Raw genomic sequence first — 16,638 nt, 5'->3', positions numbered from 1 at the left:
GCCCTGGTAACTGCAATGACATTTCAGTCTTCGCAGGCTGCAGACAGTGTCACGACGCCAGTGCCTGACACACTGACCTGGACGGTGCCTTTCGGGGTAGGCGGCGGTACCGATGTATGGGCACGCTTCATGTCTCACTGGGTGGGCGAGTCTCTTGAGAACCGTCCAGCCATTGTCATCAACAATGTCCCGGGGGGTGGCTCGATTACCGGCGCGAATCTTTTCTATAGCCGCGCCCGCAGCAATGGTGCCGAGATGATCGTCACCTCAGCCTCGACCCAGTACCCGGCCATGCTGAAAGACCCCAGGGTCCGTTTCGATTACAGCCGCTGGACGCCCATTATTGCTGCGCCTACCGGTGGGGTGGTGTATGCGCAGTCCAGCATGGGAGGTGATCTCAAAGAGGTGCTTGAACATCTGCGCCAGCATGAGTCCAAGTTCGGCGCCCAGACCCCGACCGGACTGGAATTGCCGATCCTGCTGGCCTTCGACATGCTGGGCCTGCAGGTGGACCCGGTTTTCGGCATGCGCAGCCGTGGGGAGGGCCGGCTGGCCTTTGAGCGCGGCGAAGCCGGCATCGATTTTCAGACAACTTCAGCCTATTTCAGCAGCGTGACCCCACTGGTCAAATCGGGGCAGGCCGTTCCCCTGTTTTCACTGGGCGTCATGAACGATGACAACGTCATCGTGCGTGACCCTGCCTTTCCTGACCTGCCGACCTTCAGCGAGCTCTATCTCGCCCAGCCGGGCACCCGCCGTGACGACATGGCCTATCAGGTGTATCACAAGTTTTTCGCGTCAGGCTATGCCCTCCAGAAGCTGCTGCTGGTTCCGAAGGATATCGATGCCTCGCTGCTGGCGACCTATCGCGATGCGGCCAAAAAACTGGCCGAAAATCCCGAGTTTCTGGAAGCCGCACGTCAGCGCATCGGGCCCTATGACCCGGTCACCGGCGATGTCGCCGCTCGTCAGCTTGAAGCGGCCATGCAGATGAGTCAGACACGCCGCCAGTGGATCGTCGACTGGCTCAAGCAGAAGCACGGCATCCGTGTGGTGACGCAATGAGCCTGAACCTCTCCAGAACAATGACACCGCATCGGGCAATCGAGGACAGTCATCATGCTTGAATCCATGCTCTCCGGGGTTGGCCAGATCCTGACGGTCTCCCACATCCTGTATATGTGCCTCGGCGTCTCGGTAGGACTGCTGGTAGGTATTATTCCGGGCCTGGGCGGGATTGCCGGCATGGCCCTGTTACTGCCCTTTCTCTATGGCATGGAGCCGGGACTGGCACTGGGCATGCTGATGGGCATGGTGGCCGTCATCCCCACCGGGGATACCTTCGCTTCGGTCCTGATGGGCATCCCCGGCTCGAGCTCCTCTCAGGCCACCGTCATGGACGGTTTCCCGCTGGCCAAACAGGGGCAGGCCGCACGGGCCCTCTCCAGCGCATTTCTTTCCTCCCTGTGTGGCGGGGTCATCGGGGCCCTGATTTTGACCGTGTTCATTTTAATGGCCCGGCCACTGGTTCTGGGCTTTTCCTCCTCCGAGCTGTTTGTGCTGACCATGCTGGGCCTAGCCATGGTCGCTGTGCTCTCAGGTGGCCAGCTCTTCAAGGGCATTGCCGCCTGTGGGCTGGGGCTTCTGGTCGGCGCCATGGGCACCGCACCGGCCACGGGCGAGTTTCGTCTCAACCTGGGCGTCGAATACCTGTTTGACGGTATTCCGCTGGTGGTGCTGGGTCTGGGCATTTTCGCCATCCCGGAAATCATCGAACTGATGATTCAGAAAAGCAGCATCGCACGGGAACAGGCCGGACTGGGCAAGGGCTGGAAACGTGGCGTTCAGGATGTCTGGCAAAATCGTGGCCTGGTCGCTCGCTGCGCCGGGATCGGCAGTATCATCGGCACCATCCCCGGCCTTGCCGGCTCGGTAGTCGACTGGCTGACCTATGGCTACGCCAGCCGAACGGTCAAGGGTGAAAAACATTTCGGGCAGGGCGATATTCGCGGCGTCATCGCGCCTGAATCGGCCAATAACGCCTGTGCCTGCGGTGCCATGGTGCCGACGCTACTGTTTGGCGTCCCCGGCTCGGGCACAGCCGCCATTTTCCTCGGTGGCCTTTTGTTGCTGGGGCTTGAGCCCGGTGTCAGCATGATTACCACGCACCTGGATCTGACCTACAACATTATCTGGTCGCTGGCGCTGGCCAACATCCTGGGGGCCGCCTTTTGTCTGATCCTGGCCAGACCCGTGGCACAGCTGACACGCGTCCCCTTTGCCCTGATCGCGCCTGTCATCACGATGCTGGTGCTGTTTGCCGCCTATCAGGCCACGCGCTCGCTGGGAGACTGGTATTCCCTGATCGCCATAGGCGCCATTGGTCTGCTGTTCAAACAGGCAGGCTGGTCCAGGCCGGCCTTTTTGATCGGTTTTGTACTGGCTCCCGGCGCTGAAACGTATTTCTATCAGAGCATTCAGTTCAATGGTCTGGCAGGGTTCATGCGCCCGGGCGTTCTGATTATCCTGTTGATCACCGCGCTGGCGCTGCTGTACCCGCTGGGCAAAAAACTGCTGGCGCGTCGCCGAGACACGGCGTCTGAAAAGGTAGAGACGACCTCCGTCGTTGAAAGGACGCAGGCCACATGGGGCGTAGTGGATGTGATACTGGTGGTAGGCATGCTGCTGATCGCGGCCCTGTCCTGGTATGACGTCCGCGATATTTCCTTCATCGCGCATGTCTTCCCGATGCTTTCCATTGTCTTTCTGGGCGGTGGCGCGCTGGCCGTCGCCCTCCAGATTCGAACGGAAGGCGCCATCCGTGTCGAACAGCCGGCACTTCAGGAACTGTGCTGGTTGGCCGGTCTTTTGATGGTCATTGTGGTGGCATCGGTGCTGGGCTTTGTCAGCACTGCCGCCCTGGGCAGTCTCCTTTTCCTGACATTTGTGGCAAAGGCGCGCTGGCTGACCATTGTATTGATTACGCTGGGAATTGTGGCCTTTTTGCTCGGCATGCAATCGCTTCTGTCGCTTCACTATCCTTCAGGCCTGCTGGATGCTCTTGTTTTTTCCGGCCCCTGAGGTGAGTCACCCTACAAAACAGCCCCGCCATGTGCGGGGCTGTTTTTGTGGTACCCACGTCCAAAAAGCTTTCGCCTGCCAGAGCAAAGCGATCGACGGCGATCATGGCCAGACAATGAAACCAGCCTCGATCTCTAACTCACTCCTCCCCGCACCACAATTCAAACACCTTCTGCTGCCCCATCTCTCCCATGATGGTTCTGCCCGTATCTTCAAATCCTGTTTTCTCGTACAGGGCCTGGGCCGCTCTATTTTTGACATTGACCCCGAGCACAATGCTTTTGATCTCCGGCCACTCCCTTTCGACGTAGCGTTTCAACAGGATCAGCCCTTGGCTGGCATACCCCTTGCCCTGCTCGGAAGCATTAACGGAGAGCGCCGACAATACGATCGCCTCATGTTTCCTGTACGGGCTCAGGTGGGTGGGGTCGTGCTTGAGGGCAAAAAAACCGACCGGCTGTTCCTCTTTCAGAATCACCATGAAGTGGTCCTGATGATGCTCTGCCATGTTGTCCAGAAGCGTGGCCGGCAGGTCGGTATAGCGCTCCTGCTCACGCGGCAGTGAAAACGCGCGTAGCGCTGGCGCGTGCCTTTCCTCGTAGGTCTGGAGGCTGATGTTGGGACGATCAGAGGTCATGGGGCTCCTTGTGCCTCGGCCCGAAGAAGGTGTCAGGTGGCGCTGACGGCATCCAACGATACCAGAATTTACGACAGAGCCTTTATTATCAGCCACCTGCATGGAATATCGGTTCTGACATGACCCTCATCCGGTCAGGTGGCCTCATCTTATCCATCCTGTCCATCGGCCCCATCACGGCCATCCTTTCCGTCGCCACGCTTGCCTCGGGTTTAATCCGGCGTTCGATCATCTCTTTGACGCAAGAAATCTGCAAGACGGCCCTGCCAACCTCGCCCCGGCGTGCCACCATAACAATCTCCCCCTGACTATCGGTGTTTCATGACGATTGCTTCTCTCAACGACTGCCGGCACTGGGTATTCGACATGGATGGCACGCTGACCGTGGGCATTCATGACTTTCAGTTCATTCGTCGCGAGCTTGAGGTACCGGATGACAGCGACATCCTCGAGCATCTCGAGTCACTGCCCGAGGCGCAGCGCCGGGCCAGCCACGCCTGGCTGATGGAACACGAACGCGAACTGGCCGCACGCTCGACCCCGGCGGAAGGTGCGGTGGCCCTGATACGGGAACTCTGCGAACGGGATGTTCGGCTGGGCATCCTGACCCGCAATGCCCGCGAGCTGGCGCATATTACGCTGGAGGTCATCGGGCTTGCGCAGTGATTTGATCGTGCTGATGTGCTGGGCCGGGAGGATGCGTCCCCCAAACCACACCCGGGTGGGCTGGAACACTTTATCAGCCACTGGGGCGTGGCGCCCTCAAGCGTGGTGATGGTGGGTGACAGCCCGCTGGATATGCAGTGCGGGCGCGCGGCGGGCACCCGCACCGTGCTGGTCAATGCACCAGAGAACGCCTGCCCCGAAGCCACCGACCATCACCTGGCCGACTGTCATGCGTTGATGGCGGCGCTGCACCGGTCATGACACTACTGCATGACCGGTGCAGCACGAGCGAACGCCCCGGATCAGCTGCCGCGATAGGTGGAGTAGGCATACGGGCTCAACAACAGCGGAATGTGGTAGTGCGCCACACCCGGCTCGACCCGAAACGGCACCGGGATCTCGGGGAAGAAGGTCTCGGTGCCCTGCTGGTCATACCAGTCGCCGGTTTCAAACACCACGCGGTACACGCCGGCAGCCATGGTCTCGCCCTGCGGATAGAGCGCCGGGATGCGGCCATCGGTATTGGTGGTCTGCGTGGCCAGTGTTTTCCAGCCGCTGTCGGTCCTTTGCTCGAGCATGACCTCAACGCCGGACGAGGGCATGCCCGTCTGCGTGTTGAGCACATGCACGCTCAGCGGATTTCTGTCGGCACTTGTATTGTCTGCGGCCTGTGACAGCGCGGGTACGGCGCACAGCAGCAGCGCGGCACCGGTCATCCATTTCATCATGATCATCTCCGTGGCAGAGCCTTTTTCTGGCTCCGATGGAATCCATCGATCCCCTGGCCCGAGCGCGAGGCAGGAGTGCGTATCAGCGAGGGCAAGCTTGCCCCGGCGCGGGCGCCGTCACCATTACGCCCACATGACAATGTTGTAATGGTGCCGCGCGCTGAAATGGCTCAGGATCACGCCCTTGCCGGAGGCACGCTCTCGTCGGGAGCAAGGCGGGGAGAAAGACGTTGAGGAGAAAGACGTGCGCATTCTGATCGTCGAGGACGAAATCAAGACGGCCGACTACCTGCACAAGGGACTGAGCGAGTCGGGCTATACCGTGGAGGTGGTCCATGACGGCCTGCTGGCCCGTGAGCGCATTCTCCATGCCCATTTTGATCTGTTCATTCTGGATGTGATGGTCCCCAACATGGATGGCTGGCAGCTGCTGCAGTTCATCCGCAGTCGCTGGCAGACGCCGGTGCTGTTTCTCACCGCGCGCGATGCAGTGGCCTATCGGGTGCGCGGACTGGAGCTGGGCGCCGATGACTATCTGATCAAGCCGTTCTCGTTTGTGGAGCTACTGGCGCGAGTGCGCACGCTGTTGCGCCGGGGGCCGCCGCGCGAGATCCATCTTTTTCGTGTCTCCAACCTCGAGCTGGATGTGCTGCAGCGCCGGGTGGTGCGTCAGGGACAGGCCATCCACCTGACCAATCGAGAGTTCGCCCTGCTGCATCTGCTGATCAGCCATGAGGGCGAGGTGCTCTCGCGCACGCATATCGCCTCCCAGGTCTGGAACATGAACTTTGACAGCGACACCAACGTGGTGGATGTCGCCATCCGCCGCCTGCGCAGCAAGATCGATGAGCCCTTCGACACCCGTTTGATTCATACGGTACGCGGCATGGGCTATTGTCTCGGGCCTGACACGACAAGCGCAGCACCATGAAGCTTGTACCCCGCTCGCTGGCCTGGCGGCTGGCACTGATGTTTGCGCTGGCCACCGTGCTGCTGCTGGGCGGCATTGGGGTGTATCTCTATCACGCGCTGGAACGGGAAATCGTCTGGCGCGATGATCAGGCGCTCAAGGGTCGACTCGAGCGGATGACGGCACTGCTCGAGGACAGCGACAGCCTTGCGGTACTGCGCCAGCGCCCCGGACTGTACGCCAACATGCTGGATAACCGCGAAAGCCTGCTGTGGCTGCTGGACGACCGCGGCCGGGCGCTGCTGGAGGTCAACCCCGTGCATCGCGCCGTGCCCGAGCTGCCGCAAGGCGACGGTGTGCAACTGGCGACGCTGGAGACCCCCTCACCGGCGCGTCTGGCCTGGGTGACGGTGCGCTTTCAGAACCAGCCGGTCACGCTGGTCGCGGGGCGCGTGCTCGATGAGCGCACCCGCATGCTGGGTGACTATCGCCACCGGCTGCTGGCTTCCCTGCTGGGCGGCGCCCTGCTGGCGCTGATGCTGGGTTACTGGATCGCGCTGCGCGGGCTGGCGCCGGTTCGGCGACTGGCCGGGCGCATCAATGCCATCGATACCCGCCATCTGCATCATCGCCTGCCGCACACGGGCGAGGTCAGCGAGCTGCGCGTGCTGGGGCGTGTTCTCAACGTCATGCTGGAAAGACTCGAGCAAGGCTTCATGCAGCTCTCACGCTTCTCGGAAGATCTGGCCCATGAGATGCGCACGCCCCTGAGCAACCTGATGGGTCAGACCCAGCAGGCCATGCAGCGGGATAGAAGCATCGAGGCGTATCAGACGCTTTTGGGCTCGCATCTGGAGGAGTATGAGCGGCTCTCGCGCATGATCGACAGCATGCTGTTTCTGGCCCGCGCCGAGCAGGCCGATACAGCGCTTGATCACCAACCGGTCGATTTGAACGCGCTGGCCGTTCAGCTGTGTGACTACTTTGAAGGCATGGCCGAGGAGCGGGGGCTGACGCTGGCGCCCTGCGCTCACGGGCAGGTCCATGGCGATGTCGACCTGCTGCGCCGGGCGCTGGCCAATCTGATCGCCAATGCCCTGCGCTACGCCTACACCAACACCACCGTGACCATCGGCACGCGTGGTCATGATGGCGCCGTCGAACTCTACGTGTGCAACGACGGCCCCCGGATCGAACCGCAACATCTGCCGCTGGTGTTCGAGCGGTTTTATCGCATCGATGCGTCGCGCCAGACACCGGATGATTCCGGCGGGCTGGGGCTTGCCATTGTGCGCGCCATCGCCGGGCTTCATGGCGGCACAGCGTCGGCGGACAATCACGGCGGCGGGGTCTGCTTTTCTCTGCGACTGCCGGTCGCACAATCGCTATCCTGATGCAACGTTCTGCCCCAAAATGGGGCACTTTTTTGTTCCAAGGGAATGTCGTGGCATGACATCGGTGAGCTATACAAAAAAGGGGTATCAGGGGGCACTGGCGCTGGTCGGGCTGTTGCTGGTGGCCATCAACCTGCGACCGGCGCTGACCAGCGTGTCCCCGGTGCTCAAGAACATCGCCGCCGGGCTATCGCTGTCGCCGGCCGCTCAGGGCGTGCTGACCACGCTGCCGGTCGTTTGCCTCGGGCTGGCAGCGCCGCTGGCACCCAGACTTTCAAGACGCCTTGGGCCCGAACGGACCATCTTCATCATTTTGATCCTGCTGGCCGTGACTTTGCTGGCGCGCCCCGTCACCGGCATGCCGGGGCTTTTCGTGTTCACGGCGCTGGCCGGTGCCTGCATCGGCATCATGAATGTGCTGCTGCCGGGCATCGTCAAGCGCGACTTCCCGACCCGGGTCAGCCTGATGACCGGGCTATATACCGTGGCGCTCAATCTGGGGGCCTCGCTGGCGGCCGGCGCCACCGAACCGCTGCGTCAGGCCTTTGGTGATCAGTGGCAGCCCTCGCTGGCCTTCTGGCTGGTGCCGGCGGTGATTGCCGCACTGGTCTGGATTCCCCAGCTTCGGATCAAACATACCGCTCGCATGCGCCCCCGGGGCGGTCACTCCCTGTATCGCAGCGGTCTGGCCTGGCAGGTCACGCTGTTCATGGGGCTGCAGTCGTCGCTGGCCTATACGGTGTTTGGCTGGCTGCCGACCATTTTGCAGGATCGCGGCGTGGCCCCGGTCACGGCGGGGCTGGCCCTGTCGGTGTCGATCCTGTGTCAGGTGATCACCGCCATTGTGGCGCCATTGATCGGCAGCCGCATGAAGGATCAGCGCGCGGTACTGATTGCCGTCATGATGCTCACCCTGTGCGGTCTGGCGGGCTGTCTGTATGCGCCGACCGACAGCCTGTGGCTCTGGATCGTGATTCTGGGGCTGGGCCAGGGCGGCACCTTCAGCATGGCGCTGACGCTGCTGGCCCTGCGTGCACCGGATGCCGACACCGCCGCCGAACTCTCCGGCATGGCCCAGGGGTTTGGCTACGTGCTGGCGGCCTTCGGCCCGCTGCTGGTCGGGCTGCTGCATGACTGGTCGGGTGGCTGGGACGTGGTAGGCATCCTGCTGGGCCTGATCGGCCTGGGCGCCATGATCGTGGCGCTGGGCGCCGGGCGGGATCGTCTGGTCAGGCCGCACGACTGATGTGACTGATTTTCCCTTCATTCCCTGGGGCGTTGTCCGAATTCCCCCGAGATTTTCCCACGGGTACAGCAGCCTGCTGCACCCGTGTACTCAGGCGAGCAACCGGCGATAGAGCGTCACGTAGTCCTGCGCCATGCGTGCAGCGCTGAAACGCTCAAGAAAGACCGCCCGCACCCGATTGCGATCGATCTCATCAAGCCGGGCGATCGCCGCCACGGCGTCATCATGTGAATCGACAATAAAGCCGGTCACGCCCTCCTCGACAATCTCCTCGACCGCCCCATTACGCCAGGCAATGACCGGTGTGCCACAGGCCATCGCCTCGATCATGACCAGCCCAAAGGGCTCCGGCCAGTCGATGGGAAAAAGAAGTGCCCTGGCAGCGCCGAGCAGTGTCTGTTTCTGACTATCATTGATGGGGCCCACGTAGCGAATGTGTTCATCGAGCTCGGGGCGAACATGCTGATCAAACCAGTCAGGGTTGCCCACATCCACCGTGCCGGCCAGACGCAGTTCATGGCCGGTGGCGCGCGCGATATCGATGGCACGATCAGGGCGTTTCTGATCGGTCATGCGACCAATGAAGGCGAGATAGTCGCCCTTGCCGTTACCTGGGTTAAAGCGATCAGCGTCCAGCCCGTGATAGACCGTTCCAAGTCGGTTGGATGTCGGAATTCCTGCGCCCTGAGCGTGGGAGATGGCCGCCACCGGCAGATCGGGGAAGCCCGCAAAGAACAGCTGGCGATCCAGCTCATCAACCCGCCAGTGGATGGTGGTCAGGCTATGCCGGCGTCGCTCGCCCAGCAGGGCGGCGTGACAGAACTCGCCATGGCAGTGGATGACATCAAAGTCGTCCAGGTGCTGGCGCAGTTGCTCAAGTGCCAGCGCTTCCAGCACCCCGGGCACGCCCGGCGGCACGTTGTCATGGCGCTGCTGTAAAAGGCTCAGGCTGGGCGAGGCCGCAATATGGCGGGCGCTGGTCCGGCTGTCACCGGGAGCAATGAGGGTCACATCGTGCCCCATTGCCACGAGCGCTTCGGTCAGATCCGACACGATACGCTCGGTGCCGCCATGATCCGCCGGCGGTACCGGAAAGATGACCGGGGCGATCTGGGCAATGCGCAAACGATCCTTGTTGGGCATGAAAGGGACGTTCCATATCAGTGAAAGGGATTTTTCACACCATGCATATCGTACATGTGGCGTTACAGGGCTGCCTGCGCGGCAGCGATATCGAGTATGGCATCACCGCCGACACAGGAGGCCATATTCGATATCTGCTGGAACTGGTAGAGGCCAGCGAGCAGGACCCGGCCATCAAGCGCATCACGCTGGTCACGCGCGCCTTCGACAGCGATTTCAGCCAGGTCGACTACACCTGGGCGCGGGAAGTGCTGAGCGAGAAGGTCACGCTGGTCCGTCTGGCCACTGACAACCCGGACTATCTGCCCAAGGAGCAGCTTTATCAGGAGCTGCCCGCCTTTATGGACGCTTTCGAGCAGTGGCTGAAGAGGCAGCCGCAATTGCCGAATGCCCTGCACGCCCACTACGCCGATGCCGGTGAGGTCGCCGCCGAGATGCAGGCGCGCCTTGGCATTCCCTTCGTGTTTACCGGTCATTCGCTGGGGCGCAGCAAGCTGGCATGTCTGCAACAGAGTGGGACGCCACTGCCGCCTTCCATGCGTCAGGCCCTGACGCGGCGCATCGCCTTCGAAGCGCGCGCCATTCGCGAGGCCGGGCTGATCATTGCCAGCTCCCGCGATGAAGCCGAAATCCAGTATGCCGACTACCCCGGGTATGATGCCGGGCGCATTCGGGTCATTCCCCCCGGCAGTCACCTGAGCGCCTTCACCGAGGCGGCCTCCACCCCCTGTGTGGAGGCCATGCTGGGACGCTTTCTCACCGATCCGAACAAGCCGGCGCTGCTGGCCATTGCCCGCCCGGTGACACGCAAGAACCTGGCCGCGCTGGTACGCGCCTTTGGCAACAGCCCGGCGCTGAGGGACAAGGCCAATCTGGTGATTGTGGCCGGCGTACGTGAGCGCATCGATCATCTGGAGCCCGAGTTTGCCGACAACCTGCGCGAGCTGCTGGAGCTGATCGACGATTACGATCTCTACGGGCAGGTGGCCTATCCGCGCCATCACCGAGAGGAGGATATTCCGGCGCTCTATGCCTGGGCGCGCGAGCGCGGCGGCATCTTCATCAATCCGGCATTCAACGAGCCCTTCGGGCTGACGCTGCTAGAAGCGTCCGCCGCCGGACTGCCGCTGGTGGCCACCGACAGTGGCGGCCCCAACGACATCATCGAGCAGTGCGGCAACGGCATCCTGATCAACCCACGCCACACCGAGCGCATGGCCGGCGAGATGCTGGCGCTGCTCAATGATCCAACCCGCTGGCAACGCATGGCCAACAATGGTCATCAGGCAGTGCTGGCCTTTGACTGGCAGCGCCACGTGGCGCGCTACCACGACCTGCTGACGCGCCTGTGTCATCCCCACCCGCACCGAACGTCGCCACCGGCACTGTTGATCTGCGATATCGATAACACCCTCACCGGCTCGCCGGTCGGCATCCAGGCCTTCAATGCCTGGTATCAGGCCCAGCCTCGGCTTGGTTTTGGCGTGGCCACCGGGCGCAGCTTCCACAGTGCCCTGTCCATTCTGGAGCAGGCCGGTATCGTCTACCCGCAGCTGATCATCTCCTCGGTGGGTTCCGAGATCCACTACCTCGATGACAGCGGGGTGCGCTACCAGCAGGATGAGCGCTGGTCGTCCCTGATTGATGAACGCTGGCAGCGTGGGGCCATCGCGCACGCCCTTGAGGACTTTCCCGGCCTGACGCCGCAGGGCCCACTGGAGCAGCGCCGTCACAAGCTGAGCTATTTCAGCGATGGCGATACGGCGCTGGTCGGCCGCGTGCAGCGCTATCTCCAGGATCGGGGGCTGGCCTGTACGGTGATCCACAGCCACGGGCGCTACTTCGACATCCTGCCCATCAATGCCTCCAAGGGGCTGGCCGTCGAGCACGTCAGACAGCGCTTCAATATCTCCGAAAGGCAGCTTTACGTGGCCGGTGACTCGGGCAACGATCTCGACATGCTGCGATCAATGCCCTGCTCGATCGTGGTGGCCAACTACAGCGATGGTCTGCTTGACGCCCCTGGCATGCGCCATGTCTATGCCGCCAGCGCCGCCCACGCCCTGGGCATCATCGAGGGCGTCAAACACTTCCAGCAGCAGCATCAGCACCGGGAGCTTGCCTCATGAAACTCAGCGTCCTGACCCTGGTGCGGCACCGGCGCGAGCACCTCGTCAACCTGATGCGAAGCCTTGAGATGCAGCAGCAGCGCCCTGATGAGCTGGTGATTGCCTGGATGCAGCCCACGCGGGAGTGCGATCTCCCCGAGAATTCCTTTCCTGTCCATCACGTCATGGTGGAAGGCGATGCCCTGCCGCTGGCACGCGCCCGCAATGCCGCCGTCGAGGCGGCAAGTTTCGAAGCGCTGGTCTTTCTCGATGTGGACTGCATCGCCTCCCCCGAGCTGATCGCCCGCTACCATGAGGCGTTACAGACCCGCCCCGCCCTCTACATCGGCGAGGTGCATTATCTGCCGGCCGATGCCGTGCGCTATCACGACCGCGGAGACATGGATATTGACCGTCTGAGTGAGCAGGGGGAGCGCCATCCGGCGCGTCCGGCCCTCTCTTCAAGGGAAGTTCGTCCTGAGCCCGATCACGGTCAGCTGTGGGGGCTCAGCTTTGCACTGATGCGCGCCGATCACTGGCGTGCCGGCGGCATGGATGAAGCCTACGTGGGCTATGGCGGGGAGGAGACCGACTACGCCTGGCGGCTGGCCGCCGCCGGGATTCCACTGTACTGGCTGGGCGGGGCGCTGGCCTGGCATCAGCACCACCCGCTGCATGCCCCGCCCTACCCCTATCTGGAGGCCATCGTCGCCAATGCCCGGCGCTTTCATGCGCGCTGGGGGCGCTGGTGCATGGACTACTGGCTGGGGCAGTTCCGTGATGTCGGCGTGATCGACTGGTCACCCGAGGCCGATGACATCCGAGTGGTACGCACACCGACCGACCAGGAGATCGATGAGGCGCAACTGCCCTCGAGTGCCCGCTACTGCTGATACAGATCGTTGGCCACCGCCGGGTGCGGCGCATTCGGCACGGTGCTGGCGGCTGTCTCGGACGGCACGTGCTCGACAGATCCTGCCGGTGCGCCCTCCCAGAGACGATCCACACAGGCTTCCAGCCACTGCGCGGCCCGTCGCGCCGCGTCAGGCGCATACAGCTCGGCCAGCCGCTCAACATCAAGGTCGCGCGCCCGGGACAGCACATCCTGCCAGCCGGCGAAATCGGACGGCCAGTGGGTCATGTTGACCGCTGCACCCAGCCCGGCCAGGCATTCGGCCTTGCGGGTCTGCTCGCCAAAGTAGCGCCACTCCGGCGCGCAGATGTAGGGCCGCTCCAGCATGGCCACTTCATGCACCGTGTTGTCCCCGGCCGAGGCAATGATCATGTCGCTGGCCGCGATGTAGTCGACCACGTTATCGACCCAGCCACAGTTGATGAGATTGGCAAAATCGGTCTCATGGCCTTCCAGGTGCAGCGGTCCAATGGTCAGAAAAAGGGTCCGGGGCGCGGCACGTGCGGCCACGGTCAGCGGCGCACAGGGTGTGCCCGCCCCGCCACCGCCGGTCAGGGCCACCACGATCTCGCGATCCGGATCGAGCCCCAGCCGCGCGCGCGCCGCCTCACGCGTGGGCACATCGGGCGTGGTGGTACACAGCCCACCGCTATAGAAGGTCTTAGCCCGCAGATGATCCGGGTAGTCGTCCTGTTCCAGGCGCGCGTCATAAGGGGCCAGCATGCCAACGCACGCCTCGTAGGCGCCCAGATGCCCCGGGTCATTACGATCACCGTGCATGCGGATCTTGACCGCCGGGACGCTGGCCACCCGCGACAGCAGCGCCAGCTCGGCTGACACATCGATCACGAAAAGCCCGGCCTCGATATCGTCCAGATGATCCAGAATGCGGCGCATGGTCTGGCGCATCTCGACCACCCCCATCGGCACGCAGTGCATGACCGACGGCGTGGGCTGATCAAAAAGGGCCTGAGTCGGCACATCGGCGCCGATCATGTTGGGCAGCGCGATCAATTCGATGTCCCGCTCAAAGCCATCAAACAGCGACGGGTCAGCGGTCATCACGCTGACCGGGCGTTCGGGGGAAAACTCGCGAATGATCGCCATGGTGCGGCGGGCGTGGCCACGCCCCTGGTGGTGTACGAAAAAACTGATGGGTCTTGTCATGAGATGCCACATTCCCTGTGTCATGGAGAGTCCATGAGCCAGTGTGGCACCAGTACTGATAAAGCGCCTTGACACCTGTTGCGTCTGCTCGACATATCTTTAAAAAAACGCCCCGCGGGTGCGGGGCGTTGGGTCATGCCATGACAGCGCTCTAATCAGCTCAAACGCTGCATGTAGTCGACGTAGCCAAAGGTTCGAACCGTTCGAATCTCGCGACTTTTTTCATCAATCCGGCAGATCGAGGGCAGACGAATGCCGTTGAAGGTGGTGGTCTTGACCATGGTGTAGTGCGCCATGTCGGTAAAGACCAGCCGGTCGCCGATTTCAAGCGGTGCGTCAAAGGCGTAGTCACCGATCACGTCACCGGCCAGGCAGGTCATGCCGCCGAGGCGATAGGTATGGACCTTCTCTCCCGGATGGCCGGCGCCAATGATTTCGGGCCGATACGGCATCTCCAGCACGTCCGGCATGTGCGCCGTGGCGGAGGTATCCAGAATCGCAATCGGCCCGTGGTTATCGACGATATCCAGCACGGTCGCCACCAGGTAGCCGGTATTAAGCGCAATGGCCTCACCCGGTTCCAGATAGACCTTGAGATGCGGATAGCGCGCCCGGAAGTCACGAATGACGCGCACCAGCCGCGCCACGTCGTAATCCTCCCGCGTGATGTGGTGCCCACCGCCGAAGTTGACCCAGCGCATATCACCCAGATACTGACCGAACTTCACCTCGAACGCCGCCAGCGTCTCTTCCAGTGCATCACTGTTCTGCTCACACAGGGTGTGAAAGTGAAGCCCTTCCAGACCGTCGAGATCCCCTGGCGCGATATCACTCGCCCGGGTACCCAGCCGGGAGCCCGCCGCGCAGGGGTCATAGAGTGCCACGGCCCCGGTGGAGTGCTCGGGGTTCACCCGCAGGCCACAGGAGGGACGCCGCGGCGCTGCCATGACGGTGTCGCGATGACGCCGCCACTGGTTGGGTGAGTTGAAGCTCAGGTGATCGGCGTAGCGCAGCACTTCCGCCATCTCGGCCTCGGTAAAGGCCGGCGAGTAGACATGCACCTCGCCACCGAAGGTTTCGGCCCCCAGCCGCGCCTCATCCTGACCGCTGGCGGTGGTGCCGACCAGATACTGGCGCACCAGCGGAAAGCTGTCCCACAGGGCAAAGCCCTTCAGCGCCAGCAGGATCTTTGCGCCACTCTCTTCCTGCACCCGCCCCAGCCGCTCCAGATTGCGCCGCAGCAGCGCGTCATCGACCACGTAGGCCGGTGACGGACAGGCGTGGAGGTCAAAGTCGATTCCGGTATCGCTCATCAAGGCTCAGCCCAGCGGGTCATGGTCGGGGTCGAGCTCGACCATCTGCCAGGGCAGGCCCATGTCGCCGATACGCTCCATGAAGGGGTTCGGGTCGAGCTGCTCGACGTTGAACACGCCTTCGCCCTTCCAGAGGCCTTCGAGCATCAGCATGGCGCCAGTGACGGCCGGCACGCCGGTGGTGAACGAGATCGCCTGGGACTGCACTTCGGCGTAGCACTTCTCGTGGTCGCAGATGTTGTAGATATACACCTTGCGACGCTTGCCATCCTTGATGCCGTCGAGGATGACGCCGATGTTGGTCTTGCCTTTCGTGCGCGGTCCGAGCGAGGCCGGGTCAGGCAGCACCGACTTCAGAAACTGCAGCGGCGAGATCTCGCAGCCGTTGACATTGATCGGCTCAATGCTGGTCATGCCGACGTTTTCCAGCACCTTCAGATGCGTCAGGTACTTTTCAGAAAAGGTCATCCAGAAGCGAATGCGCTCGATGCCTTTGATGTTCAGCGCCAGCGATTCCAGCTCTTCGTGATAGAGCAGGTAAAGATCCTTTTCGCCGATGCCGTCGAAATCAAAGGTGCGCTTTTCCGACAGCGGCGCGGTTTCAACCCACTCGCCCTTCTCCCAGTAGCGCCCATTCGCGGTGATTTCGCGAATGTTGATCTCCGGGTTGAAGTTGGTGGCAAACGGGTAGCCGTGATCGCCACCGTTGGCATCGAGAATGTCGATGCGGTGGATTTCGTCAAACAGGTTCTTCTGGCCATAGGCGCAGTAGATGTTGGTCATGCCCGGATCAAAGCCGCAGCCGAGCGTGGCCATGTTGCCCGCTTTCACATAGCGGTCCTGGAAGGCCCACTGCTCCTTGTACTCGAACTTCGCCTCGTCGGGATGCTCGTAGTTGGCCGTGTCCAGATAGGGCACATTGGTGCGCAGGCAGGCTTCCATGATGGTCAGATCCTGATAGGGCAGTGCCACATGGATCAGAACATCCGGCTTGAAGGATTCAATCAGCGCCACCAGGGCGTCAACGTCATCGGCGTCGACCTGTGCGGTCTGAATGGGGCGCGACAGCTGATCGGCGATCACCTTGCACTTTGCTTCGTTGCGGCTGGCCAGACAGATCTCGCCAAACACTTCAGGGTGTTGCGCACACTTGTGGGTTACAACGCCACCGACGCCACCGGCGCCAATAATCAGAACCTTGTTCATGGAGTCAATTCCAGATCGGGAAAGTCAACAGTGGTAAGGGTCTTATCGGTAGTGGGCAACCAACTTTTCACCAGGAAAGATTCAGCACACCCCGACCCGATGCCACCCCGGTCGTGGTCTCGCCTG

At 62.3% G+C, this 16,638-nt stretch carries 15 protein-coding genes; 9 read left to right on the top strand and 6 right to left on the bottom strand.

What is annotated here, in order from left to right:
- Positions 1-15 precede the first annotated feature (15 nt).
- Positions 16-1,065, top strand: a complete 1,050-nt coding sequence (locus Q0931_RS02480; protein WP_299256921.1) for a tricarboxylate transporter — start codon at positions 16-18, stop codon at positions 1,063-1,065.
- Positions 1,066-1,119: 54 nt separating this feature from the next.
- Entirely contained in the window at positions 1,120-3,081 is a 1,962-nt protein-coding gene (locus tag Q0931_RS02475; protein WP_299256920.1) for a tripartite tricarboxylate transporter permease, read from the top strand.
- Positions 3,082-3,220: 139 nt separating this feature from the next.
- On the opposite strand, the gene Q0931_RS02470 is transcribed toward Q0931_RS02475, so the two are convergent.
- On the bottom strand, positions 3,221-3,718 hold the full coding sequence (locus tag Q0931_RS02470; RefSeq protein ID WP_299256918.1) for a GNAT family N-acetyltransferase: 498 nt from the start codon (positions 3,716-3,718) through the stop codon (positions 3,221-3,223).
- 321 nt (positions 3,719-4,039) lie between these two features.
- Between Q0931_RS02470 and Q0931_RS02465 the strand changes: the two genes are divergently transcribed.
- Entirely contained in the window at positions 4,040-4,384 is a 345-nt protein-coding gene (locus Q0931_RS02465; protein ID WP_299256916.1) for a hypothetical protein, read from the top strand.
- Positions 4,385-4,399: 15 nt separating this feature from the next.
- Positions 4,400-4,645, top strand: coding sequence for an HAD hydrolase-like protein (locus tag Q0931_RS02460; protein WP_299256915.1), 246 nt, complete (start codon positions 4,400-4,402; stop codon positions 4,643-4,645).
- 41 nt (positions 4,646-4,686) lie between these two features.
- Here Q0931_RS02460 and uraH read toward each other — a convergent pair whose 3' ends face one another.
- Positions 4,687-5,112 carry a hydroxyisourate hydrolase gene (uraH, locus tag Q0931_RS02455; protein WP_299256913.1) on the bottom strand — a complete coding sequence of 142 codons (426 nt, stop codon included), beginning with the start codon at positions 5,110-5,112 and terminating at the stop codon, positions 4,687-4,689.
- Positions 5,113-5,356: 244 nt separating this feature from the next.
- Here uraH and Q0931_RS02450 point away from each other — a divergent pair, with 244 nt between their 5' ends.
- The 3 genes from Q0931_RS02450 (at position 5,357) to Q0931_RS02440 (ending at position 8,662) form a co-directional block, all read left to right on the top strand.
- Entirely contained in the window at positions 5,357-6,043 is a 687-nt protein-coding gene (locus Q0931_RS02450; protein ID WP_299256911.1) for a heavy metal response regulator transcription factor, read from the top strand.
- On the top strand, positions 6,040-7,416 hold the full coding sequence (locus Q0931_RS02445; RefSeq protein ID WP_299256909.1) for a heavy metal sensor histidine kinase: 1,377 nt from the start codon (positions 6,040-6,042) through the stop codon (positions 7,414-7,416). Before Q0931_RS02450 ends, Q0931_RS02445 begins: the two co-directional genes overlap by 4 nt.
- A 64-nt stretch (positions 7,417-7,480) precedes the next feature.
- Positions 7,481-8,662 carry an MFS transporter gene (locus tag Q0931_RS02440; RefSeq protein WP_299256907.1) on the top strand — a complete coding sequence of 394 codons (1,182 nt, stop codon included), beginning with the start codon at positions 7,481-7,483 and terminating at the stop codon, positions 8,660-8,662.
- A gap of 90 nt (positions 8,663-8,752) precedes the next feature.
- Here the strand turns inward: Q0931_RS02440 and Q0931_RS02435 are convergent, their stop codons facing one another.
- Complete coding sequence (locus Q0931_RS02435; protein ID WP_299256905.1) at positions 8,753-9,805, bottom strand: glycosyltransferase family 4 protein; 1,053 nt, start codon at positions 9,803-9,805, stop codon at positions 8,753-8,755.
- 41 nt (positions 9,806-9,846) lie between these two features.
- Between Q0931_RS02435 and Q0931_RS02430 the strand changes: the two genes are divergently transcribed.
- Both Q0931_RS02430 and Q0931_RS02425 read left to right on the top strand, forming a co-directional pair.
- A complete protein-coding gene (locus tag Q0931_RS02430; protein WP_299256903.1) occupies positions 9,847-11,934 on the top strand; it encodes an HAD-IIB family hydrolase in 2,088 nt (695 codons plus the stop codon).
- The gene (locus Q0931_RS02425) at positions 11,931-12,806 is read left to right on the top strand and encodes a galactosyltransferase-related protein (RefSeq protein WP_299256901.1); all 876 of its coding nucleotides are present in this window, start codon (positions 11,931-11,933) and stop codon (positions 12,804-12,806) included. Before Q0931_RS02430 ends, Q0931_RS02425 begins: the two co-directional genes overlap by 4 nt.
- On the opposite strand, the gene Q0931_RS02420 is transcribed toward Q0931_RS02425, so the two are convergent.
- From Q0931_RS02420 to Q0931_RS02410, 3 genes are all read right to left on the bottom strand, one after another.
- Positions 12,797-13,993, bottom strand: coding sequence for a glycosyltransferase (locus Q0931_RS02420; RefSeq protein WP_299256899.1), 1,197 nt, complete (start codon positions 13,991-13,993; stop codon positions 12,797-12,799). The genes Q0931_RS02425 and Q0931_RS02420 overlap by 10 nt on opposite strands.
- Positions 13,994-14,148: 155 nt before the next feature.
- Positions 14,149-15,306, bottom strand: coding sequence for a carboxynorspermidine decarboxylase (gene nspC / locus Q0931_RS02415; RefSeq protein WP_299256897.1), 1,158 nt, complete (start codon positions 15,304-15,306; stop codon positions 14,149-14,151).
- A 6-nt stretch (positions 15,307-15,312) separates the two neighbouring features.
- On the bottom strand, positions 15,313-16,512 hold the full coding sequence (locus Q0931_RS02410; protein WP_299256895.1) for a saccharopine dehydrogenase family protein: 1,200 nt from the start codon (positions 16,510-16,512) through the stop codon (positions 15,313-15,315).
- Between the last annotated feature and the right edge of the window lie 126 nt (positions 16,513-16,638).

The sequence above is a fragment of the uncultured Kushneria sp. genome (assembly GCF_947497025.1).
Lineage (GTDB): Bacteria > Pseudomonadota > Gammaproteobacteria > Pseudomonadales > Halomonadaceae > Kushneria.
The sequence above is the reverse complement of the archived record's forward strand: the minus strand, read 5'-3'. Positions and strand labels throughout refer to the sequence as shown.